We start from the raw sequence: 18,064 nt of genomic DNA, 5'->3' as shown, positions 1-18,064 counted from the left end.
GGGCAGCTCCTTAAAGGTAAAAGCGTTCGGTGTTGTGCAAGGCCCGGCCGTTTTCCGGGCGCAGGGCGCGGCTGAGGGCCAAGTCGGCATCTGGCTCAACGCGTACCGCCAGTTGCACCGGACGCGGCGCGTACACGGGATTCGGGTCCATGGGGTGCTGCAAGGCGGTGAGAATCACCAGGCTGTCCATCGCCGCGTACAGCTCAAGGTAATCACCGGGCTTGGAGTTGCCCGCGACAAAGGCAAAGCCGCCTTGCTCGTCCACGGTGACCTTGCTGAACAGGTTGATCACCATCAGCAGGTCCTGCAGGTCGAGGTTCCACTTGCCCATCTCCACCAACAGGTTGTCCGTGCCATTGCGGAAGAAGCCGTTACGCAGCTCCTGATAGCGGCCCTGACCGTATTTCTCGCGCACTTCCTCGGCGTTGAGCACGCCGCCGAAGCTGTCGTGCCAGCCGCAGGTGTCGGCGGTGATCGCCGCCAGCACCCGGCCCATGTCCGAATACAGACAGTGGCCGCTGCTCAGGCGGGCGGTGTGCTGGCCCTTAAGGGTGTCAGGCAGGTTAAGGCGTTCGCTGAGCTGAGTGGCGTTGAGCAGCAGCAGGCTGACGTTGGCCGCGCCTTCGAGATCAGTGATGCGCAGGGTCTGCCCGCGCTTGAGGATAAATGAGGTATGGCCGCCGCCCGGGACGGTTTCTTCATACAACGCAGGAGTGGGCGTCACAGCAGCAGGGGTCATAGGATTAGCTCCGCAGAGGATGGCTGGATGGCTTGGCGAACCGGCACCGGCAGGGCAGCAACTTGTGCCCGGGCCTGTACGCGGTCGTGGTTCAAGGCAATGTCGTAGGTGATGCGGGCGCCGTAGGCTTGGGGCGCCTGCGGGTCGAGGCGAACCTTGTCGAACACCAGCAGACGGGTGCCCAGGTGAAAGCCTTCATAGAGGTCATGGGTGACCATAAATACGGTCAGGCCGCTGTCGCGCCACAGCTCCAGCAGCAGCGCGTGCATGTCCTTGCGGATGCCCGGATCGAGCGCGCCAAACGGCTCATCCAGCAGCAGGACCCGGGGCCGGGAAATCAATGCCTGAGCAATCGCCAGACGCTGTTGCATGCCGCCAGAAAGCTGGCTGGGGTAGCGCTGCAAAAACTGGCCGAGGCCGACCTTATCCAACAGCTGCGCCGCTTCCTCGCGGGCACGGCGTTTGGCCCCGCCCCACAGCCGTCCGCTCAAGGACGAGCGCGGCAGCTCTAGGCCAATGGCGACGTTATCCAGCACGCTCAGGTGCGGGAATACCGAATAGCGCTGGAACACCACACCGCGGCTAGCGTCCGGCTCAGCGGGGAATGGCTGCCCTTGCAGCAACAGCTGGCCTTTGCTCGGCCGCTCCTGCCCCAGCAACAGGCGCAGGAAGGTCGACTTGCCGCAGCCCGAAGCGCCGACCAAGGTGCAGAACTGACCCTCCTCCACCTTGAGATTGAGGCGCTCCAGCACCACCTGCTCGCCATAGCTCTGCCAGACATTGCGGATCTCGATAAAGCTCATGGGCGTGCTCCTTCCGACCAGGGGAATAAGCGCCGATGCAGCAAGCGCAGGCCCCAGTCCATCAGCCAGGCCAGCAAAGTTATCCACAGCACGTACGGCAGGATCACATCCATGGCCATATAGCGGCGCACGAGGAAAATCCGATAACCCAGGCCTTCGGTTGCGGAGATCGCCTCGGCCGAGATCAAAAACAACCAGGCCGAGCCCAGCATCAGGCGCAGCGAGACCAGCAAGCGCGCGAGCAATTGCGGCAAGACCACCCGTAGCACCAGGGTCCAGCTGTTAGCGCCCAAGGTTTGCGCCTTGATCAACAGCTCCGCTGGGATCTCCCTGGCGCGCTGCTCCAGATCCCGTGCCAGGCAGGGCGTGATGCCAATGACGATGAGCATCACCTTGGACAGCTCGGCCAGGCCGAAGACGATAAACAGGATCGGCAGAATGGCCAGCGGCGGCACCATCGACAGCACCGCCAGCAGCGGCGATAACGGCGCACGCAGCAGCGGAAACACCCCCGCGGCAATGCCCAGCACTAGACTCGCCGCAGCGGCGATGGCTAAGCCCAAGCCCAAACGCAGGAGGCTTGCGCCAGTGTCGCGCCACAGCAGGTATTCGCCGCTGCGCGGGTCCTCGGTAAAGCCCAGACGCCCCACCGCCTCGCCCATTTGTGCCAGGCTCGGCAGCAAGCGGTCAGCGGGGTTGTCGGCCAGGCGCAGGGTTGAAGTCGTGCCATACACCAGCACCAGCAGCAGTAACGGCAACAGCGCCAGCAGCACACGGCCGCCCCGCCCGGGATAACGGTTGAGAAAACGCATAGGGGCTCTCCCGGGATTAGAGCTGGCCGCTCACGGCCTGGTGCAGGAAGCTCGCATCGAAACGCAGCTTGGTGTTCTGCGCATCGCCATTAACCGCGCCATCGGCCAACTCCACGCCAACGGCATCGGCACTGCGCGCGCCCTCGCCGAGCAACCCCTTATCGAAGGAGAACTCGGCCACGCGCTGCATGGTCTGCCCCAGCTGCGGGCTGCTGACAAAGGCCAAGGCCTCTGCCGGGGTGTACATCAGCGCGGTGGTTTGCAGTTGCGCTTGGTAGTCGGCCAGACTGGTGCCGGCGGCTTGGGCCATGGCTTCGAGTGCGTTGGCGTCGTGTGCCTGCATCAGCGCCATCACTTCAAACCAGGCACCGGTCAGCGCCTTGCCCAACTCCGGGTTAGCCTTGAGCTTGGCGGTGTTGACCACCAGCAGGTCGATGATTTCGCCTGGCACTTGGCTGGAATCAAACACTCGGCTGGCGCCCGCTGTGGCGGCGATGGTCGCCAGTTGCGGGTTCCACGCCACGGCAGCCTGCACCTCAGGCGCGGCAAAGGCGCCAACGATATCGGCATCGGAAGTGTTCACCACTTTGATGTCGCGCTCACGCAGGCCGACGCTGTCCAGACCACGGGCAAGCAAGTAGTGGGAGACGGAAAACTGCACCAGATGCACGTCCTGGCCTTTGATGTCGGCCAGGCGCTTACCCTCACCCTTGAGCACGATGCCGTCGTTGCCGTTGGAATAGCTTCCGGTGATCAGCGCCGTGCTGTCGATACCACCGGCGGCGGGCACGGTCAGGGCATCCATGTTGGTCATGGTGCAACCATCGAACTGCCCTGCCGTGTACTGGTTGATTGACTCGATGTAGTCGTTGAGCTGGGTGACTTTGATTTCGATGCCGTACTTAGCGGCCCACTTATCCACAATCCCTTGGGTCTGGGCAAAGCCCCACGGCATCCAGCCGGCATAGATGGTCCAGCAGATATCGAAGCGTTTCGGAGCAGCAGCATGGGCCGGGATGGCGACCAGGCTGGCAAGGCAAAGGGCAAGCGTTGCTACTATGCGGCGAGTGCTCATGCGAACCTCCAGTCAGGTTGGATAAAAGCGGGAGCAGCGCGACACCAATGAGGGTGCAGCTGTCTCCCGGGCTTTTATCCCGCCGTGTAACCTCGACTAGAGGTCGCCAGCTCTCGGACCAGTCATCCACCTGCGGTGGACCGGAACCCTAGCCAGCTATTTTTAAGTACGCAGCACGATGACCATGCTGCTCCGCTTGGACAGCGATTCAGCAAACCCCGTGCCAAGCTATTTCTGCAAGAAAACCCCATAAATAACAATATTTTAGGCAATTTCATGGAAGATCGTGCAATAAGCATGAAGGGCCGCGCTGGTGCAATACTGAACAGACAGCACCGAAACAGTGCTGAAAATCGGGCGAAAACAGCCGGGGGTGATAAACTTACCCACCATATGAATGAGCCATTCATGGCAGGCCGGGGACGACCCCAGCCATGCGATCAATTAGAGGGACGACCCTGTAAACGGAATTAACTCAAATGGTCGATCTCTGCAGCATCACGCCATCCCCCACTGCCGCTCTTAACGTCCTACATCCCCGTGCTGTGCCCAGCCTGCTAACTGCAACCAGCCTGACGCAGGGGAGGGTCAGCCAATGAGCCACCCAACAAACCGCCTTATCACCCCGTTTACTTGGCTCAGACTGCTCGGCGCCTGGCTGGTGGTTGCCGTGTTTATGTTTTACGGCAACAGCATCATGGCCAGCCCGCTCAGCGCCAGCACCGCCATCGGGGTGTTTGCCCTGCTGTTTATCACCATCCTCGCCGCGTCTTTTGGTGTGGTGCATGAGGCCGATCATCTCGCCGAACAGCTGGGCGAGCCCTACGGCACGCTGATCCTGACCTTATCCATCGTCGCCATCGAGGTGATCCTGATCGCCGCCGTGCTGCTCGGCCCAGCCGAGACGCCGAGCATTGCCCGCGACTCCATCTTCGCCGTGATGATGATCATCATGAACCTGGTCATGGGCCTGTGTTTGATCGCTGGCGCCCTGCGCCAAGGTGAGCAGGAATACAACGCGCAAGGCACCAGCAGCTACCTGGCGATGATTGCCCTGCTCACCAGCGTGAGCCTGTTACTGCCTAACTTCAGCGCCAGCCCCGGAGAGTTTTCCAGGCCGCAGGCCATCGGTGTAACCCTGTTGACCCTGCTGCTGTACGGCACATTCTTATGGCAGCAGATGACAGGCCAACGCCGCTTGTTCCTGCAACCACCAGCTGGCGCCATGCGCATTGCCGCCGCGGCGAAGAACACAGAGCAGCCCGCCCACCACACGCCCGTGGATTGGCCCAGCTTACTGGTGCGCAGCGCCGTGTTGCTGGCGCTGATCCTGCCCATCGTATTGCTGGCCCATCACCTGGCGCTGGTGACCGACTACGGCATTGCCGCCGCCGGCCTGCCGGCCTCGGTGGGGGGCGTGCTGATCGCCATCATCGTCTTCACCCCGGAGTCGATCACCGCGGTAAAGGCCGCGCGGCACAACGAAATGCAACGGGCGATCAACCTCTGCCTCGGCGCCTTCGTCTCCACCGTCGGCCTTACTGTGCCGGTGGTCTTGATCATCGGCCTACTCACCGGCAAACAGGTACTGCTCGGCATCTCCCACAGCGAAACACTGCTGTTCGCCGTGAGCCTGCTGCTCAGCCTGCTGACCTTTAACGGCCAACGCACCACGGCGCTACAAGGCGCGATGCACCTGTGCCTGTTTGCGGTGTTCGCCCTGCTGCTGTTCTATCCCTAGCTAAAAACACCTTGGGGATAACTCCAGCGGATTATCCCCAAGACCAACCCCGCCTAAGCCGAAAAGTTACTGACGTTTTCCCAAAAAACCATCACAGGTCAAAACTGGAGTAGTGTTCCTTAGCGCGCCCTTACCCAGAGGAGCAAACGCATGAAAACATCACGCTATTCAGAGTTCCACCTCAGTTACGCATTACGTCTGGCAGAAACCGGTACACCCGTTTCCGATGTACACCTAGGACTGGGTATTTCTAAAGCCAGCTTTTACAACTGGCGTAAGAAATATGGCCACCGAGGCGCAAGCGAGGTGTGCAGACTACGCCAGATTGAGGAAGAAAACGCACGTCTCAGCGTGTGGTGGCGGACTTGACGCTGGAAAAACATTGTTGTGGCTCAATGATTCTGGACACCCCGATATGGCGTTAAGCTTCGCCCAGCAATGAGGTATTTACCTAACCAGAAGATCATTCAGTAAAGATCTCAAATCTTGAATCAGCCGGCCTGGTTCTGGATCAAGGCTACTCCATTATCGAAACCTGTAAATCGATGGGCGCAGGCCCAACGGCGTTACTTCGGTGGGTGAAGCAGTTCCACAGTGAGCGTGGCGGCACAACACCCACACGCATTAAGGCCATGACTGCCTAGCAAAAGCACATACAGGACAGTTGCGGCGCTTGGAGCGGGAGAAAGAAATCCTAAAAAGGCTACCGCTCTCTTAATTTCGTACTCCTTCACTTGGCAGCTATAAATGTGTAGTTCATGGAGCGGTTACTTTACGATCAGCTACGAAGGCAAGCTACCGCAGCAGTAACCCCAACCCCGGCTGCACACCTCTTGAACTTGGAGTTTATGGAGCTCTACGGTTGAGACGGCCAAGAGCCTTATGCGTGGCTGCGCCACGCAATTGAACGTCTGCCAAAGGCGGCTTCGGTAGACCATGACGAAGCCTTGCTGCGGTGGAACTGCTCGCTGGTCTCACCGAGACCCGACTTTTGATCGGGTGGTGTTTATGGAGCGCTTAGACAGTTTGGGGGGGGGGGAGTTTATCGCTGAAAGAATTAGCGGCGGTGAGGGTGAAACATACCTGCTATACACAGAGTAGGTGACTATTTACGCACTTCAATGCCATGGGCCAAGGCGATTTCTGAAACCGTGCCATATTCCCCTGCTCATCATAACAACGGAACTGGCCTTATCAGAGTCAATGATGATGTTGGCAAAGAAACGTAGTACTAGGCCTTTCAAAAGACGCCTTTTCCAAACGATAGGTGTCGTGGGCTTAAATAAGATAGCCACTGTATTTCGAAAATAAAAGTATCGGCGTACTGATGTATAGCGAAAGAAAGTCAAGCCACAGATTTTTATCGGTGCAGCATCTGACAATGCATGGCCCATTTTAATTTTTGTACTCCCATAGAGCGTGTGTCCCTCCTTTCGTACTCGGAAGCACCATTCGGTATCTGTAAAGTCCACGAAAAGCGATTCGTCGTATTTTGCTCCCGCCAACCAGGCTGACATCAATACACACATTCCTGAGGTAATCAGTACATCGGCCTGGATTAGTCCAGTGTCATTATCAGACTTGAAGGTAGGTATGATTTTCCCGGCAACTGTCCTATAAAAAGGAAAAAAGGTTTCGGTTCCTGCCCTGATATCGAAGAATGTCGGACTAATCGCTATGCAGTTCATGTCATACTCTAATGCCAAGCGCATTGAAGCAACCAGATCGCTTATCAAAGTTGAGGATGCGTGACTGTCCTGATCGAATGTGACGACATACTCGACATTGTCCACCGCCGCTCGGCTAAAGCCGGCGTTTAAGGCAGCTCCAAGACCTGCGTTTCGCCCCATACAGATGTACTCGATTCGCTCTTTATAAGGAAAACTCGAAAATGTAGTGTAAGTTTCCCCGTTGTCTACAAGTACGAGAACATCAACCTGATTAATAAGAGATGACAGAAGCGTTGTGAGAATGTCTATGTCTGGTCTGTAACCGACCACTATTGCTGCAGTTTTACCCATACGAGGCTCGTGTTAAGAGTAAGAAAGTATGTGCCGGTATATAGCTCCCAGATCATACCATCAGCATAGCATCTAGAGAATTGATGCTCCTCTTGAAAAGGTGTGGGACCATTCTTATTTGCTGAGCGGTCCCGCGGTCCTGTCACGTATCTATGACTTTTTTCAATTGCTTGGCATTTTGCCAGGCGATCGTTTTTCTAATTCCGTCCTTTAAGGAAGTGTTAATCTTGAAGCCAAGCAGATTTTGTGCTTTTGAGATATCCAAAACGTTGTAATGTATATCGAATTGTCTGGCTGGAAGAAATACTACATCGCTCACAGGTTTAATACTGAGTGAAATTTCCTGAATTAATTCCAGTAGCGTTTTTCCTTCGCCCGAGCCTAGATTAAATATTTTCTCAGGGCCTTGATATTCCATCAGGGCCATGATGCCGTGTATGACGTCTTCGATATATATGTAATCTCGAACGGTAGACCCATCCCCCCATATTTCTATAGGAAGATTATTCCGAACTCTTTCTATGAAAACGGAAATTGCTCCTTGGGCCTTATTTACGTCCTGGCCGGGACCATATGGGTTGGCGAGCCTAATTATCTTGTAAGGGAGACCATGTAGTCGCTCAAAGAGTGCAAGATATTTTTCAATTGCCAACTTCGTTACGCCGTAAGAACAATAGGGCTCCAATGGATGATTTTCTGGAATGGGAAGTGTTTGTGCTTCGCCATAGATCGTTCCCCCGGACGAGATAAAGAAGACTTTTTTTATGCCCGCCGCAACGGCTTCTTCCATAACGTGTAACGAATTACAAATGTTGGTGCTGACATCCCAGGATGGATCTTTATTGGAGTTGCTAGGTAGAGAAGATGAAATTAAATGGAAGCATATTTCTTTTCCTTCCAGTAACTTTTTGACATCTTCTCTATTTTGATAGTCTCCGATCTGCCAGCTTGTTTTGCGCATGGCCGCACTAGACAGAATGTTATTCTGAGGCGGTGTATGGCGGGTTAGCGATGTCACCTCGTGCCCTAACTCTGTCAGGGCATTAACCAGGTGACTTCCAATGAAACCTGTACCGCCGAGCACAACACACTTCACAGGTATGCTCCTCAATTGAAGTTCATTTGGGACAGAAGCTTCTGCGAAAACCTGTCCTCAGAGAAATGTTGATTGAAGACCGCTTTACCTGCTTGACCAACGGCAACCCAAGTCAACGATGCCTTTATAACGTCTGCTAGCTCATAGGTCATATCCGACGGGTTATTGCTGTAAAAGATAAAGCCGGACTGATTTTCATCGATATAGTCTGATGTGCCTGTGGTAGCTGTGCACATCAGAGCTTTGCCTGCGCTCAAAGCGTGGAGTGACACCAAGGGAAGTGTGTCGTCACGAGAAGGCACCACGACCAGATCTGTCGAGAAGATGAGGTCCGCGTACTCATCGTAATCTACATCTCCGAGCAGCTTGATGTGCGGAATATCTTTGGCCAATTCGCTGACGCCATCGAAGAATCCTTGGTCGAGTATCCTTCCGTAAAACTCAAATTCGCACTGCGAAGCCAGTGACTCTGGCAGCCCTTTGATTGCGAGGGTCAGTAAATCTTGCCCTTTCCTCAGCTCATACGATCCGAATGTCCTGACGATCAGCTTCTCGCTGTGGATCTGGTTACTGACATTACTAGATACCCGTGCCAGAGCCGGAAAGCCATATTCTAAAACCTTCGTGCGCGGGTTGTACGACTTGATCGGAGCAGCGGCAAGCTTGCTGCCAGCCCATATCTGCTTAGGCATCGTCAATGCTTGTACAAAGTCACTGTTGGAACCAACCATGTGCGTAAACAAACTGGTTTCGTGGATGTACCAATACGTATCCACCGTCTTCGACAGTTGGATGACAATGGGATAGGTCAATACAGTATTGCAAATCAGTACATCGAAGTTCCGAGCGAAATCATAAACCGAGGCATGCTGCGTCAACAGAAGCTCATCAACAATTACGATGACACCGAGTGCCTCAAGAGCCTTTCGGATAGGTCCGTCGGATGGTGAAGCCACCACCACAAAGTTACCTGCCTTTGTCAGTATTTTGGCTAGTTCAAAAACGACCCTCGGCGCACCACTTTCGGTCAAATCATGTGAGTACAGCAGTACATCTTTCCCACCATTAACAACTGTAGGGCTCTTTGCGAATACTTCGAAGTGTTGAGGCGAGTCATGAAAAAGTTGCTCACGCATAGACTTTGTGTAAAACGGGTCACGAGCCAGAAAGCCAGCCCAGCGACGCAATATGAAAATATCGGCCTTGTCTTTCTTTTTGGGAGCGTAGATTTTCTCTTTCGCGTCAACCGTGGCCAGCGACATGTGGCCAATGTGCGTAAGCGTCGAGTGGGGCGTGTAAACACAAGAGTACCCAAGCTCTCTGACTTTGAAGCACAGGTCTACATCTGAGTGATTAATAGGCGTATTGAAGATGTCGAACCCGCCAATCTGCTCGAACACGTCCTTTCTAATGCCGAGACATGCCCCGCATATAAGAGAAACTTCACGCACAGATTGCGCGAAATTATAATGAGCACCTGTGTCTTCTGGCAGACAATGGAAAGCAGTTCCCAGCAAACGTCGGACACCCGTCACCATGCCGGCATGCTGAATGGTATTGCTCTCATATACTAATTTGGGGCCAACAATCCCTACTTTGGGTAACTGTAGGAATTCTATTATTGACTCGACCCAATCAGCTGATTGAACACGGACATCATCGTTAAAAAATATGATGTACTCACCTTCAGCGGCCTCTGCCCCTTTGTTGCATTTATCCGAAAAACTGTACGGTAAGTCATAGCGAACAAACTTTACGACACTATCCGAGTAGTCCGAACTTAGAGCGTCAACGATCCCAGAGTTGGTGACTACCAAAATCTCATAATTTACCCATGAAGTTTTTGAACAAACAGACTCAATACTATCGATTATATTTTGAGCGTTGTCCGAAGGAATGACTATCGATACCTTCGAACTTGATTTTTCAAGATCAAATTTGAATCGGTTAGCAGTGGGCAATGCTATAGCGGTTCCCTTCCATCCGCGACGGTCGCCAGCTGCCTGTAGAGCGCGAATATTTGAGTTACGTGCATAAGGCTTTCCACCTGCAGCGCCTGAGGATTCAATCGCTCGCCAGCCGTATAGCACCCGTTCTATATGATAAATATTTTCGGTTTTTTCGGACACACGAAGCGCCAGATCGTAATCCTGGGAGAAGTCAAACTCTGATCTTAAGCCCCCAAGCTCATCGACTAGTGATCTACGGTACGCAGACAGATGTCCGGTATACATGCAGTTCAGTAAAAGGCTTGGACTCCAGTCCGGCTTGTTGAATATTTCCAGAACCGAGCCTGCTTCATCCACTTTGCATTCATCTGAATAAATCCAGTCAAGCGCCCCGTTTTTTTGAACGGCATCCGCTATCCAGTGAAGCGCGTCATTGGTGAGCACATCGTCATTGTCTAATAGCGCTATGTATTCACCCGTTGCCAACTTCAACGCATGGTTGGTTGCATTGGCGATCCCGACGTTTTGTTGCAAGGTCTCAAATTTAATTCGACTGTCTTGCTTTACATACTGAGTTAAAAGAGCTGTCAGCTCAGCGGACTCAGAGCAGTCATCAGCGATACACAACTCCCAGTTTGTATAAGACTGACGCATCACTGACTCAATAGCCAATGAGAGGAGGTGCACAGGCACTTTGTATACGGGCATGATTAGGGAAATTTTAATTCCTTGAGCATGCGTATCGGTGTGCACAGGCGGCTGAGTAAGACGCTGCTCAATTTCTGCGAACGCTAATTGAGCACGTTCCTTTAAAACGTCTTTCGGCTGCATGTTAACTGGTGCTATTCCACGCATGTAGGCCAGCACTTCAGCTTTCAGTGACTTAACGCCGCCAGTCCTCAACGTTCTAATCACTCGGGCATATAGCTTCCCCCAGCCGCCTACTTGTTCTTTCGCAATAAGAACTTTACGGGCCGCCGCCCGCACTTTTCGAGCGCGTCCGGCCTGTCGGTGGATAACTGCTGCAACTCTCCAGCTACGGGAGTTCAAAATGCTGTGTATTTCGTTTTTACGCAGAACGAGTTCGTGATCGAGTTGTACAATTTTGTCCCGCAGGTCTTGGTTGAACTTCGACTCGCTTTCGGCAATCGCCTGCTCGCGCAGGGAAAGCTTGTCCTGCAATTCGGTGATCACGTTATCCTTTGCCAAGGACTCGGCTTCAGCGAAGTTGGTCAAATCCATTTGCACTGTATAACTGTCTTGAAGGTTTTTCAGTTCGGACGTGATCCTCGCCAATTGCTCCTGTGCGTCTGCTACCGCTGCATTTTGAACTTGCAGCGCATCAGCCAATCGACGTTCGTTGGTGATAGCTAACCCAAGCGCAGAGTAAAATTCCTTTATACGAAGCGCGTCACTGTCAGACAGTTCAAAAAGAAATTTTATGTCTTCTGGTATATTCTTGCCAATCGCAGCAATCCCTAGGCCATGGGAGTGATCAAACCGGAAGGTAGGGTATTCTTGGGAGATCTCTTCAAAGAGCTTCCAGACACCAAAGTCCCTCTCGTGAACATTGATATCGTGAAATATAACTACAGCTCGATCACTTAGAAGCGGCAGCCATGTTATAAAATCATGTTTTACGGCCTCGTAAGTATGGAGTCCGTCAATATGCAGGAGATCCACACTTTTAGGCGAGAAATAAGTAGCAGCTTCGTCGAAGGTTTCACGTAACAATCGGGAGAATCCCGAGTAAGGCACATCGTGTCTGGAGCGAACAAGATTGAGAACATCTTCGCCGTAGAAGCCTGCGTGCTCGTCACCTTCCCAAGTGTCCACCGCATAAGCACGACAATTGACGCCGGCTTTCTGAATGGCTTGGCAGAAAGCCAGATAGGAGTCACCGTAATGAGTACCCAGCTCTACAAATATACCGGGTTTCAATTTCTCAATAAGAGTGAACGCGAGCGGAATAAGTTCGGCCCAAGCACTCATCCCTGATAGGTAAATGGGTCGTTCAAAACATAGGTTGCCAATATCAGTTACTCGCATGCTCTTCTCAATTATTATCAAATTCAGGGATATTAGCCAATGCCATATTAATCTCCTGCATTGGAATGCCAATTAATCCAGTACTCGCACTGGTTGACTCCGACTTAAAGAAGAGTGCGTCATGTATCCAGTGCATCTGCACATGTTCTTCTTGGGTTCCTTCTGCCAGTGCAACGCAGATGGAGTAGTCGCCTTTAGGCAAAATAGGCATATAGAAAGTAAAGTCGCATCTAACCGCGCATTCTTCATCGACTTCGACGGGCTGATCTATATAAGACAGATAGGAGTTATCTCCGAATAATGTCTGACCGAGACGATCTTTGATGTAAAATCCAACAATCGGAGATTTCAGCACTTGGTGAGATACTGCCAATACAGAAACGGTCACCAACTCGCCGCCCACTAGCCATATCAGCTTTTCACCGTCGGCAGCAGTAAATGATACGTCTACAATTTGAGCGGTGCCCAAGCCGAATGAACTGGAGTCATGATTGAATTCAAAAATCTGTAGATCGTTTCTATGCTGGGTTGTATTGATGAAATCCAGGCGCTGATCTTTCGTCGCGACCTTGCGCTCGATCCGTAGCTTGGGTTTCATCTTGGTGGTCGTACCTTTTCCCTGCTGTGCCTCATAGAACGCTTCCAAGTAAAACTCGCTGACGACCTTTGGAAGTCCTTCCTGGATTACGCTGCCTTTTTCAAGCCATATTGCATATGAGCAGAGGTTTCTAACGGAGCCAGTATCGTGACTCACGAAAAGGATAGTGCCGGTCTTCATGAACTCTCTTAGGAACCGCATGCATTTCTGGGTGAAAAACGCGTCCCCTACAGCCAGCGCCTCATCGACTACCAAGACATCGGCATCTACGTGCGCAATCACGGCAAATGCCAATCGAACCATCATCCCGCTCGAGTAGGTCTTCGTTGGTTGCTCAATGAAATCGCCAATGTCTGCGAAGCCGACAATTTTTTCAAAGCGCTCGTCGATCTGCTTCAGTGTAAGTCCGTAAAGCTGTCCATTAAGATAGACATTTTCACGGCCAGTGTAATCTGGGTTGAAACCAGAGCCTAACTCCAGTAGAGCCGCGACTCGTCCATTGATATAGGCTTCACCGTGTGTAGGATTCAAGGTTCCGCAAATAATTTGCAGCAACGTGCTCTTGCCTGAGCCGTTCCGGCCGATAATGCCGACTGTTTGACCTTTCTTGACTTCAAATGAAATTTCGTCAAGGGCTTTAAATTTCTTGGAGCACTGGTTCGCTTTTTTCAAGAAGTACGCTTTCAGTGGCCGAATAATCACAGCCTTGGATAATGTACGTAAGATAAATTGCTGCAATCTTTTTTGCGGTTTTTCGTAGGTTTCAAATACCTTACTGACGTTAGATACCTTGATTGCAATATCAGAGGACATCTGCGAACCCCGTTCTCAATTTTTGAAACCAGGCATAGCCCAGCGCACAAAATACTGTGGAGTATCCCAAATACAATATCCATACAGGCCAATCGATGCCATTGCCAAATACCAATAAATCTCTAGTCTGCTCGATAGGATAAGTAAGGGGGTTGTAATAAGCTAAAAACTGCCAGTTTTCTGGAAAAGATGATGCTGGGAAGAAAATTGGTGAAATAAACATCATCCCGGTGGTGAAGATACCAATCGTTTGTCCAATATCTCTTACGAATACCCCGGTCGCCGATAACCAGTACATAAACCCGAGTAGGAAAATAATATATGGCAATAGACCTACAGGCAGCAGAAGCGCAGTCCAGGAGACGCTTCCGGCCTCAATAAAGATATACACGAGGAGAATTGCGAAACTAATGCAAGCCTGAAAAAGTGCAGAAAGCAGTGATACAATTGGCAGTATTTCCAACGGGAATACGATCTTTTTAACAAAATTCTGATTACTTATGATAATAGTAGGTGCCTTACCAAAGCACTCGCTGAACAAATTGAAAATGATCAGACCGGCAAACAATATCACGGAATAAGAAATAGGGCCTGTGTCTATAGCTACTCCCCATCTAGATTTAAAAATATTTGTGAAGACAAAGGTGAATATTACCAGCATCAGAAGAGGACTTAAAATCGACCACAATGAACCGAATAAGGACTCTTTGTACTTACCCAAAGTTTCACGTCGGGCCAAGTTGAATAATAAATTTCTGTGTGCTCTTACAGAAGATCCGAGCTTTAGCAAAGATATACTGTTAATTTCCATTTATATTTATTTGCCCGTTAAGCTCAAATTAAAAATTACGTAGCGTAATCATAAATATCTGCGTGCCAATTTAATTAACACTTAACTGTCTTGACACTAGTGATTACTCACGCCATGCAGAGCATCCGATAATAATGCAAAGCCTGCTATTTGTCAGTTTCAAATCCGAGCAACGGCCACCCCCCACGGTAATCCCCCAATTTCTACACCACTCAAAACTAGAATTCCATTAGCGTCCTTGATTTCGGTTGTTGGACGATAGTCCACATTTTTTATGTCTTCCTCAGTCGCAGAAGTAGAGGTCACTCCACGAGTGCTGACTTTTGATTGGGGTGATGACTCCTAGGGCCATATTCGGCCGTTCGTGATTGTATGTCCAAATCCAGTGTGTGGCGTGCTCTTGCACCTCTGAAACGGACTCGAACAAGTAATGCCCTAGCCGGTCGTAACGCACCGTGCGGTTGTAGCGTTCTGCTGGGGATTGCCGGGCTGGAGTCGAATATCTTGCTTACGTGCCCTGTTCGCGAGTTTGCTACTGATGTGCTCCGGGCCGTTGTCGCTGCGAATAACCTGGGGTTTACCGCGCCATTCGATCACTTGGTCCAGCGCACGCACCACCTGCTCTGCTGGTAGTGACAGGCCGCTATCCATCGCTAGGGCTTCACGGTTGAAGTCATCGATCACATTAAATAAACGGAAGCTACGGCCGTCCGCCAGTTGATCGTGCATAACGTCCATCGACCAGCAGTGATTAATTGCCTTCGGCACGGCCTAGTGGCTCGACCTTCTCCCGCACAATGCGTTTACGCGGCTTGATCCGCAGGTTCAGATCCAGTTCCCGATAGATCCGGTATACCCGCTTGTGATTCCATCGATAGCCTTTCACGTTGTGCAGGTACAGAAAGCACAGGCCCCCCCCCAGTTGCGCTGATTGTGCGTGAGCCGAATTAGGTGATCGGCATTCTCGGTGGACAGCCGTGGCTGATAGCGATAACAGGTGATGCTGAGCGTGAAAACCTGACACGCCAGCTTGATACTCGCCCACCCTTGAACCACCTGCTGCACCATCTCTCGTCGCCGAGATGGCTTCACCACTTTTGACCATAGCCTCTTGGATGTTCTCGGCCTTAAGGCGCTCCTCGAAATACACCTTTTTTAAACGGTGGTTTTCGTTCTCCAGTTCGCCGCATATCGGAGCCATCAGAGACGCATCCATGCCGCAGAGCTAATGCCATGCTCACGATACAGCTCAGAAACGGATCTTCCTGCCTCGGCTGCTTGAGGATGACGATGTTTTGGCTGTCTGAAGAATCCAAAGTTTTCACGCAAAATTTCCTTGATCTAATCAGGAGGAAATTCTGCTTCTGAGAACTACGGATTTCAGAGGTGATTCCCACTCCAACTAATGCGCTGTGGATAAGTTAGCCCTAGCCCCACTGCATAGACCGCCCGCGAATAGCCCAACCTTGCAGATTTGTAATTAGCCCGTAATCGCGCCGTTAGCTTCAGCCCGTGAGGATAACGCCGGCCGTCATTCGCCCAACCGCTTGCGGCCAGCCACCCAACAAGAACGAGCGGAGCAACCGGAGCGACTATGCGCACAACAACAAAACTTTCGCTGAGTCTGTGCTGCACCCTGTGGGGACTCACCCTGCCGGCTGGCGCTGAGGAACAGGCTGAAGGCTTTATCGAAGGCAGCAGCCTCAACCTCCTCAACCGCAGCTTTTATTACAACCGCGATTACCGTAATGGCGCCTCGGCCCCAGGCGGCGCTGGCTATGCCGAGACCTTGGCGCACGCCATCATGGCGAACTTCAACTCCGGTTATACCCAAGGCACGGTGGGCCTAGGCGTAGATTCCTTCGCCATGATTGGCCTCAAGCTGGACACCGGCGATGGCCGCAATGGCGGGCGCAGTACCTTCGATATATTGCCGGTTAACAGCGACGGCGAAGCCCGCGACGAATACACCAAGGTCGGCGGCGCGCTTAAGGTCCGGGCGTTCGACAGTGAACTGAAGATCGGCGACGTATTCCCCACCACCCCAGTGGTGCATTACGGTGATTCCCGCCTGCTGCCCGAATCCTTCCGCGGCGTGACCCTGGCCAATACCAGCGTGCTGGGCCTGAATCTGCAAGGCGGGCGCTTGCACGCCATGAGTCAGCCGACGCAAAGCGGTATGCGCGAAAACTTCGTCACCTTCTATGCCGGCCCGGTGGACTCACCCTGGCTCGGTTACTTTGGCGGTGACTACGCTATCAACGAGCAAGTTAGCGTCAGTGCTTACAGCTCGCGGCTTAAGGATGCCTGGGATCAATATTACTTCGGCACCTCAGTGACCCACCCGATCAGCCAAGATGTTGACCTGATCGGCGGATTTAACTACTACAACGTCCAGGACGAAGGTAAGCAACGCCTTGGTGAGCTGAATAACAATATCTGGAGCGCCAAGCTCGGCGTACGTGTGGGCGCCCATACCCTGGCGCTGTCCCATCAACGCAACAACGGCGATAACGACTTCGACTACCTGCGCCAATCCGACTCGATCTTTCTCGATAACTCGATTCAGTACACCGACTTCAACTCGCCGAAAGAACGCTCATGGATGCTGCGCTACGACCTCGATATGCGCAGCTATGGCATCCCCGGCTTGAGCTTTATGACGCGCTACGGCAAAGGCACCGATGCCGACTATTCCAACGCCAACTCGGTGTATATGCGCCGCGACGACGAAGGCAACCCGCTGACGGATCAAAAGCGCTGGGAGCGCGACATCGAGGTGAAGTATGTGGTGCAGAACGGCTCGTTCAAGGACATGTCCTTGCGTATCCGCCAAGCCAATACCCGAGCCACCCAATATGAATCGGATCTGGACGAATTTCGCCTAATCGTCGAATACCCGCTGAGCCTGCTGTGAATAACTGCAGCTAAGCCCTGCCAGCGCTGGCTTTACCGAGCCCACGGCATTCACCTTTGCAGCGCCCATACTCCTTAGCAAAGGTGAATTTTCAGCGCCCACTCCGGGCGCTTTTTTATGCAGGGTTATCCACAGGCCGGTGCTGTGAATTAACTAGAAAGCTAAAAGACTTACTGAACCCGATTTCGTCCAGCAAAACTTATGCACTGAGCTCAACATAATGGGACTCACCGCCACCGCTTGCTCCAGCGAGCCAGCCCCAGACAAAACTCAGAGTACTGTGCCCGGTTTCATCAACGCCTAGGGTGCCCCGCGACCAGCCGGCCAGCAGCTGCCCGTCGGTGGTTACGCAGTGGTAGAGCAACTCAATGCTATCTGGCCCGGTGACCCGCCCTATTAGCTGGCCCAAAGCAATACTGCCGCCTTGGTAAGTGCCAGAAATAGCCTCACCGTCGACTCGATAATGAAACACCGTATCGGCTGTGGATAAGCCATGGGCATTACTGCTCAGGACGAAGCGGCGATTATGCAAACGCTCACTGATAAGCGTGCCGGGCTTAACCATGGGGGCAGACCTTAGTTGATAGAGGCGTTACTCCCGTGTTGCCGAACATAACGCTGTGGATAAAGAGTAAATCTA

The 18,064-nt window shown here is 52.5% G+C and carries 14 protein-coding genes, 2 pseudogenes and 1 riboswitch; of the genes and pseudogenes, 5 read left to right on the top strand and 11 right to left on the bottom strand.

What is annotated here, in order from left to right; all coding sequences use genetic code 11:
• Positions 1 to 10: 10 nt before the first annotated feature.
• The 4 genes from NTD81_RS18645 to NTD81_RS18630 are packed head-to-tail and all read right to left on the bottom strand — an operon-like array spanning position 11 to position 3,429.
• Positions 11 to 739: an urea amidolyase associated protein UAAP1 gene (locus NTD81_RS18645; protein ID WP_262184231.1), complete on the bottom strand. Its 729-nt coding sequence runs from the start codon at positions 737 to 739 to the stop codon at positions 11 to 13.
• Entirely contained in the window at positions 736 to 1,542 is an 807-nt protein-coding gene (locus tag NTD81_RS18640) for an ABC transporter ATP-binding protein (protein WP_262184230.1), read from the bottom strand. Before NTD81_RS18640 ends, NTD81_RS18645 begins: the two co-directional genes overlap by 4 nt.
• Positions 1,539 to 2,354, bottom strand: coding sequence for an ABC transporter permease (locus NTD81_RS18635; RefSeq protein ID WP_262184229.1), 816 nt, complete (start codon positions 2,352 to 2,354; stop codon positions 1,539 to 1,541). The genes NTD81_RS18640 and NTD81_RS18635 overlap by 4 nt, the downstream gene beginning before the upstream one ends.
• A gap of 16 nt (positions 2,355 to 2,370) precedes the next feature.
• A complete protein-coding gene (locus NTD81_RS18630) occupies positions 2,371 to 3,429 on the bottom strand; it encodes a putative urea ABC transporter substrate-binding protein (RefSeq protein ID WP_262184228.1) in 1,059 nt (352 codons plus the stop codon).
• A gap of 61 nt (positions 3,430 to 3,490) precedes the next feature.
• Positions 3,491 to 3,592, bottom strand: a riboswitch (guanidine-I (ykkC/yxkD leader).
• 432 nt (positions 3,593 to 4,024) lie between these two features.
• Between NTD81_RS18630 and NTD81_RS18625 the strand changes: the two genes are divergently transcribed.
• From NTD81_RS18625 to NTD81_RS18615, 4 genes and pseudogenes are all read left to right on the top strand, one after another.
• A complete protein-coding gene (locus NTD81_RS18625) occupies positions 4,025 to 5,170 on the top strand; it encodes a calcium:proton antiporter (protein WP_262184227.1) in 1,146 nt (381 codons plus the stop codon).
• A 150-nt stretch (positions 5,171 to 5,320) separates the two neighbouring features.
• Positions 5,321 to 5,539: a transposase gene (locus tag NTD81_RS18620; protein WP_262184226.1), complete on the top strand. Its 219-nt coding sequence runs from the start codon at positions 5,321 to 5,323 to the stop codon at positions 5,537 to 5,539.
• Between the two features lie 107 nt (positions 5,540 to 5,646).
• Complete coding sequence (locus tag NTD81_RS21515; protein WP_410017182.1) at positions 5,647 to 5,814, top strand: transposase; 168 nt, start codon at positions 5,647 to 5,649, stop codon at positions 5,812 to 5,814.
• Positions 5,815 to 6,036: 222 nt separating this feature from the next.
• Positions 6,037 to 6,165: pseudogene (locus NTD81_RS18615) on the top strand (transposase domain-containing protein); the annotation flags it as partial.
• A 123-nt stretch (positions 6,166 to 6,288) separates the two neighbouring features.
• On the opposite strand, the gene NTD81_RS18610 reads toward NTD81_RS18615, so the two are convergent.
• The 6 genes and pseudogenes from NTD81_RS18610 to NTD81_RS18585 all read right to left on the bottom strand — a co-directional run bounded on the left by NTD81_RS18610 (position 6,289) and on the right by NTD81_RS18585 (position 15,832).
• A complete protein-coding gene (locus tag NTD81_RS18610; protein WP_262184225.1) occupies positions 6,289 to 7,191 on the bottom strand; it encodes a glycosyltransferase family 2 protein in 903 nt (300 codons plus the stop codon).
• A gap of 142 nt (positions 7,192 to 7,333) precedes the next feature.
• Complete coding sequence (locus tag NTD81_RS18605) at positions 7,334 to 8,287, bottom strand: NAD-dependent epimerase/dehydratase family protein (RefSeq protein WP_262184223.1); 954 nt, start codon at positions 8,285 to 8,287, stop codon at positions 7,334 to 7,336.
• 11 nt (positions 8,288 to 8,298) lie between these two features.
• Entirely contained in the window at positions 8,299 to 12,285 is a 3,987-nt protein-coding gene (locus NTD81_RS18600; RefSeq protein ID WP_262184222.1) for a glycosyltransferase, read from the bottom strand.
• A 7-nt stretch (positions 12,286 to 12,292) separates the two neighbouring features.
• Entirely contained in the window at positions 12,293 to 13,696 is a 1,404-nt protein-coding gene (locus NTD81_RS18595) for an ABC transporter ATP-binding protein (protein WP_262184220.1), read from the bottom strand.
• Positions 13,686 to 14,507, bottom strand: coding sequence for an ABC transporter permease (locus NTD81_RS18590; RefSeq protein WP_262184219.1), 822 nt, complete (start codon positions 14,505 to 14,507; stop codon positions 13,686 to 13,688). Before NTD81_RS18590 ends, NTD81_RS18595 begins: the two co-directional genes overlap by 11 nt.
• A gap of 283 nt (positions 14,508 to 14,790) precedes the next feature.
• Positions 14,791 to 15,832: pseudogene (locus NTD81_RS18585) on the bottom strand (IS3 family transposase).
• Between the two features lie 269 nt (positions 15,833 to 16,101).
• Here NTD81_RS18585 and NTD81_RS18580 point away from each other — a divergent pair.
• Positions 16,102 to 17,424, top strand: coding sequence for an OprD family porin (locus tag NTD81_RS18580; RefSeq protein WP_262184218.1), 1,323 nt, complete (start codon positions 16,102 to 16,104; stop codon positions 17,422 to 17,424).
• Between the two features lie 199 nt (positions 17,425 to 17,623).
• On the opposite strand, the gene NTD81_RS18575 is transcribed toward NTD81_RS18580, so the two are convergent.
• A complete protein-coding gene (locus NTD81_RS18575; RefSeq protein WP_262184217.1) occupies positions 17,624 to 17,989 on the bottom strand; it encodes a hypothetical protein in 366 nt (121 codons plus the stop codon).
• Between the last annotated feature and the right edge of the window lie 75 nt (positions 17,990 to 18,064).

It is taken from the genome of Pseudomonas sp. 5P_3.1_Bac2, assembly GCF_025465995.1.
Lineage (GTDB): Bacteria > Pseudomonadota > Gammaproteobacteria > Pseudomonadales > Pseudomonadaceae > Aquipseudomonas.
The sequence above is the reverse complement of the archived record's forward strand: the minus strand, read 5'-3'. Positions and strand labels throughout refer to the sequence as shown.